We start from the raw sequence: 5497 nt of genomic DNA, 5'->3' as shown, positions 1-5497 counted from the left end.
GGGCCGGACGGCGTGCCGGTGGCGGGCGCCGGGCCGATCGGGGGCGCGCGGCAGGCGGCCGAGACCGCGCCGGCCGGCGATGCGGCCGGCGATGCGAGCGGCGATGCGAGCGGCGAGGAGATCGTCCGGGTGGGAGGCGGGGATGGCTGAGGTCCGTGTGCTGGCCGAGGAGGCGCCCACCGCAGGCGTCTTCCGGCGCTTCTGGCCCTACCTGCGCCCGCACCGGGCGATCCTGGCCGTCGCGCTGCTGGCCAGCGTGGCCAGCACGGCGGCGGTGGTCGGCATCGCCCCGGCGATCGGCTGGGGGGTCGACGCGGTGACCGCCGGCGATCAGGGCCGCCTGTGGTGGGCGGTGGCACTGATGGTCGGGCTCGTCCTGGCCCGGATGCTCCTGCTGCGCTGGTCGGAGATCCTGCTCTCGTCGGCCGGGGAGCGGGCGATCCGCGGGCTGCGCGATCTCGTCGTTGAACGCCTCGCCCGCGCGCCCTTGCGGTTCATCGAGGCTCACCGCACCGGCGACCTGCTGCGCCGGTCGACCGGCGAGATCGCCGACCTGACCCTGTTCCTGCGTGACCAGCTGCCCAACCTGCTCGGGGTCGCCCTCACCGTTGCCCTGACCACGGTGTTGCTGCTGATCTACTCATGGCTGCTCGCGCTGCTGTTCGTCGCGCTGTTCGTGCCGATGGCGGTCGCCGTGATGGTCTGGTTCAACCGGGCCGCGCCCGAGACGTTCGGCCGGCAGGCCGCGGCGGACGCCACGATGACCGCGACTTTCACCGAGTCGCTCAACGCGCACGAGGCGCTGGTCGCGCCTGGGCGGCCCGAGGAGTGGGTGCGGCGCTTCCGGGCGGACAACGACGAGCTGCTGGTCGGGGCCGACCGGACCATCGCCGTCCAGAACCGCCTGGAGCTGTTCGGGATGATCGAGGGCCTGGCCACAGCCGCGCTGCTGCTGCTGAGCGTCTGGCTGGTCCGGGCGGGGCACCTGAGCGTCGGCACGGTCGTCGTGTTCGTGATCGCGACCCGCAACCTGTTCGAGAGCATGCTCACCCTGTCCGGGCTGGCCGGCCAGGCCCAGCTGGCCCGGGTGGGCCTGGCCCGCCTGACGGACCTGCTCGAGGCGCTGCCGCCGGCCGAGCCGGCCGCCCTCGCCGTCCCGTCGGCGCGGGCCGCGTCGCCGGCGCGGTACGACCTGCCAGTTCAGGGCGACCTGGTCGCAGACGGCCTCCGCTTCGGCTACGCCGACGGTAAGGACGTGCTGCGCGACGTCTCGGTCACTTTCCCGGCCGGTGACCGGGCCGGCATGGTCGGCGTCACCGGGTCCGGCAAGACGACGCTGGCCAAGCTGCTCACCGGGCTCTACGAACCGGACGCGGGGACGGTGCGCTACGGCGGGGTCGACCTGCGGTTCGCCCCGCCGGAGCAGGTCCGGGCGCGCATAGTCCTCATCCCGCAGCAGGTGCACATCATCACCGGCACCCTGGCCGAGAACCTGGCGCTCACGCCGGGCGCGCCGGACCGGGCGGCGATGGAGCGGGCGGTCGACTTGCTCGGCTTGGCCGAGTGGGTCGACCGGCGACCGGGCGGGCTGGACGCCGGGCTGGGCGCCCGGGGGGAACGGCTGTCCGCCGGCGAGCGACAGATCGTCGGGCTGCTGCGGGCCGCGCTGGTCGACCCACCGGTGCTGCTGCTCGACGAGGCGACCGCCGACCTCGACCCCGATGTCGCGCGCCGCCTGGAGACCGCCGGCGAGCGGCTCCGCGCGGGTCGCACATTGATCGTTATCGCGCACCGGCCGACCACCATCGAACGCCTGCCGCGGATCGTCCGCGTCGAGGCCGGCCGCCTGAACTGATCCTGCCGCCGGATGCCGGAAAAATGAGGGAATTTCGGCGGCTGACGGGGGTAGACAAACGTGGCTATCTTAGGTTAACTTAACTTAAAGTAAAGAGCACCTAAGTCGCGGACTGAGATCCAAGGAGACGGCACCTCATGTCGACCAACCCGTTCGATGACGAAAAGGGCAGCTTCTATGTCCTGGTCAATGTCGAGGGCCAGCACTCGCTGTGGCCGACATTCGCGCCTGTGCCGGCCGGGTGGACGACGGTGCACGGAGCCGCGAGCAGGTCGTCCTGCCTGGAGTACGTCGAGGCCAACTGGACGGATCTGCGCCCGGCCAGCCTGATTGCCCGGATGGGCGCCGACCGCCCGCCCGCCGGCCGCCGGGAGACGGATGCCCCGGCTACGCAGGGCAGCGGCGACGGCGTCGGCGCCGGCGCGTCCCGATGACGGCGCCGGTGGTCTACCGCGAACGGACGGTGCCGCTCGCCGGTGATCTGCTGGCGGCGGCGGCGCGGTTCGCCCGCCATGCCGCGGCGCCGGTCACCGTCTACGAGCGGGACGGCGAGTGGCACTGCGGTTCGGGCGCTCTGGCCGAGGCCGTCGTGTACTGGGACGAGATCCGCTACCGCGCGGGCGGGGACTGGCGGGTCGAGTTAGTCGACGGCGCTCCGCTGCGCACCCTGGCCCGCGTCCTGGCGGCGCTCCCGGTCGCCGGCTGGCGGGCGTGCGGCTGGGCCGGCTTCGAGCTCGGTCCCCGGGCGCTCGGGCTGCCCGGGCCGGTCATCCCCGACCCGCTCATCCACCTGGTCATCCCGGCCCGCGAGGCGCGGCTGTCGGCGACCGGCGCGCTGCTGCGCGCGGCCGAGGAGGCTGATCTGGACGCACTCGCCGAGACCCTCGGCGGTGCGGCCGCCGACGAGCCGGGCGAACCCCGGCCGCTGGCCAATCTCGACCACGACGCCGACGACTACCGGCGGATGGTCGCGCGGGCCGTCGAGGACATCCAGGCCGGCCGGCTGCGCAAGGTGATCCTCTCTCGGGTCGTCCCCGTCGACGGCGAGATCGACCTGGTCGCGACCTACGAGCGGGGGCGGCGCGGCAACACGCCGGCCCGTTCCTTCCTGCTCGATCTGGACGGCCTGCGCGCGATCGGGTTCAGCCCGGAGACCGTGGTCGAGGTCGACGCCGACGGCCGGGTCTCCACCCAACCGCTGGCCGGCACGGCCGCGTTCGACGGCGGGGACGGAGACCGGGCCCGGCGGGAGGCGCTGCTACGCGACCCGAAGGAGATCTACGAGCACGCCGTGTCCGTCCAGGCGGCCCAGGACGAGCTCCGGCCGCTGTGCGCGCCGGGCACGCTGGTCGTGGACGAGTTCATGACCGTCCTCGAGCGGGGCAGCGTGCAGCACCTGGCCTCGCGGGTCAGCGGCCGACTCGCCGCCGGCCGGGACTGTTGGGACGCGCTGGCCGCCGTCTTCCCGTCCATCACGGCGACCGGCGCGCCGAAGGACGCCGCCTGCGCGGCGATCCGGCGCTACGAGCCGTCGCCGCGCGGCCTCTATAGCGGCGCCGTGATCAGCGCGACCTCGGACGGCGCCCTCGACGCCGCCCTCGTCCTGCGGACGGCGTTCCAGCACGACGGCCGGACCTGGCTGCGGGCCGGGGCCGGCGTCGTCGGGACGTCGCGCCCGGAACGGGAGCTGGAGGAGACGCGCGAGAAGCTACGCAGCGTCAGCCGCTTCCTCGTGCCGGCCGTGCCGGCCCAGCCGGCCCGCCCGGTCCCGGCGGCGGTCGATGATCTGGAAGCGCTCGGCGATCTCGAAAGGCTCCGGCGCACCGTCGCCGAGCTGCTCGGGGAGGATCCGGCCGAGCTCGGGGACGACGACAACCTCTTCGAGCGGGGCCTCGAGTCGATCGCGCTGATCCGGGCGATCGGGGGCTGGCGGCGGGCCGGCATCAAGGTCAACTTCGCGGAGCTGGCCGAGCCCCCGACCCTGGACGGCTGGTTCAAGCTGCTGGCCGGAAGGCAACCCGCCGTCATGCTCCAGCCCGGGAGCGAGGAACCCGCGAGCGAGCCGGCCCCGCCCGCACCGGTGGCCGTCGCGCCGGCCGAGGCTGACGGCGCCGAGTTCCCGTTGGCGCTCATGCAGCACGCCTACTGGATCGGGCGCGGCGACGGGCAGCCCTACGGCGGCGTCGCCGCGCACCTCTACACCGAGTTCGATGGGAACGCCCTCGATCCGGCCCGGCTGGCCGCCGCGATCGAGCGGCTCATCGAGCGGCACGAGGCGCTGCGGACCCGGATCACCGACGACGGCGGCCAGGTCGTCGAACCGGCGCCCGGCTGGCGCGGCCTGATCGTCCACGACCTGCGCGACCTGGACGAGGACGCCGCCGCCACCCGGCTGGCCGCCGTCCGCGACCAGTTATCCCACCAGATGCTCGACATCGAACGGGGGGAGGTCTTCTCGACCGCGCTGAGCCTGCGGCCCGACGGCACGACCCGCTTCCACCTCGACGTCGACATGGTCGCCGCCGACGCGGTCAGCTACCGCGTGCTGCTGGCCGACCTGGCCGAGGAGTACGGGTGCCCGGACGAGGTCGCGCCCGCGCTGGCTTACAGCTACCGCCGCTACCGGGCGGAACGCGACGCTCTCCCGCGCGCGGCGGCCGAGCGGGCCCGGCGCGCCTGGCTCGACCGCCTGTCCGGCGTGCCCGGGGCGCCCCAGCTCCCGCTGGTACCGAGCCTCGGCGCCCCCGGCGAGCCTGGCGGACCGCCCCGGGTTTCCCGGCGTCACTTCCAGCTACCGCCACCCGCCCGCGAGGCCCTCGGTCGGGCGGCCCACCGGCACGGCATCACCCCGGCCATGGCCGTCGCGACCGCGTTCGCCGAAGTGCTCGGCGGCTGGAGCGCGCAGTCGCGCTTCCTCCTCAACGTCCCGCTGTTCGACCGCGAGCAGCTCCACCCCGACGTCAACCGGATCGTCGGCGACTTCACCAGCTCGGTTCTGCTGGAGATCGACCTGACCGACCGCATTCCGTTCGTCGAGCGGGCCCGCCGGATCCAGACCCGGCTGCACGCTGACGCTGCCCACGCCGACTACTCCGGCGTCGAGGTGCTCCGCGCCCTGGGCCGCCACCGGGGCGAACCGGTGCTCGCGCCGGTCGTGTTCACCAGCGCGCTCGGCCTCGGCGAGCTGTTCGATGCCTCGGTGCGCCGGGAGTTCGGCCAGCCGGTGTGGATCATTTCGCAGGGCCCGCAGGTCCTGCTTGACGCCCAGGTCACCGAGCTTGACGGGGGCCTGCTGGTCAACTGGGACGTCCGTGAGGACACGTTCGCTCCCGGCGTCGTCGACGCGATGTTCACCGCGTTCGAACGGCTCGTGCGGGGTCTGGCCGACCCCAGCCCGGCCGGCCCCGGCCCGGCGCCAGCCACGGACGGCACGGCCTGGGACCAGCCCGTCGACGGCCTCCTCGGCGAGTCCACCCGGACGGTGCGACGCCGGGTCAATGCGGTCGAGGGACCGGCGTCCACCCGCCTGCTCCACGAGGAGTTCTTCGCGGCGGCGGCGCGGCGTCCGGACGCGCTCGCGCTGCTGTGGGACTCAGCGGCCGGCGGCGGCGAGTCGCCGGTGCGCCGGTCGCTGTCCTACGG

The 5497-nt window shown here is 74.2% G+C and carries 3 protein-coding genes; all 3 read left to right on the top strand.

Translation table 11 applies throughout. The features are described from left to right. Nucleotides 1–142: 142 nt before the first annotated feature. Entirely contained in the window at nucleotides 143–1855 is a 1713-nt protein-coding gene (locus AC08OT_RS18840; RefSeq protein ID WP_476591888.1) for an ABC transporter ATP-binding protein, read from the top strand. Between the two features lie 137 nt (nucleotides 1856–1992). After that, nucleotides 1993–2289, top strand: coding sequence for an MbtH family protein (locus AC08OT_RS18835; protein ID WP_476591889.1), 297 nt, complete (start codon nucleotides 1993–1995; stop codon nucleotides 2287–2289). Continuing rightward, the coding region (locus AC08OT_RS18830) for a salicylate synthase (protein WP_476603120.1) at nucleotides 2286–5497 on the top strand (3212 nt) is incomplete at its 3' end. The genes AC08OT_RS18835 and AC08OT_RS18830, both read left to right, overlap by 4 nt.

The organism is Frankia sp. CgJB1 (assembly GCF_977947065.1).
This window is presented reverse-complemented; position numbering and strand designations above follow the sequence as displayed.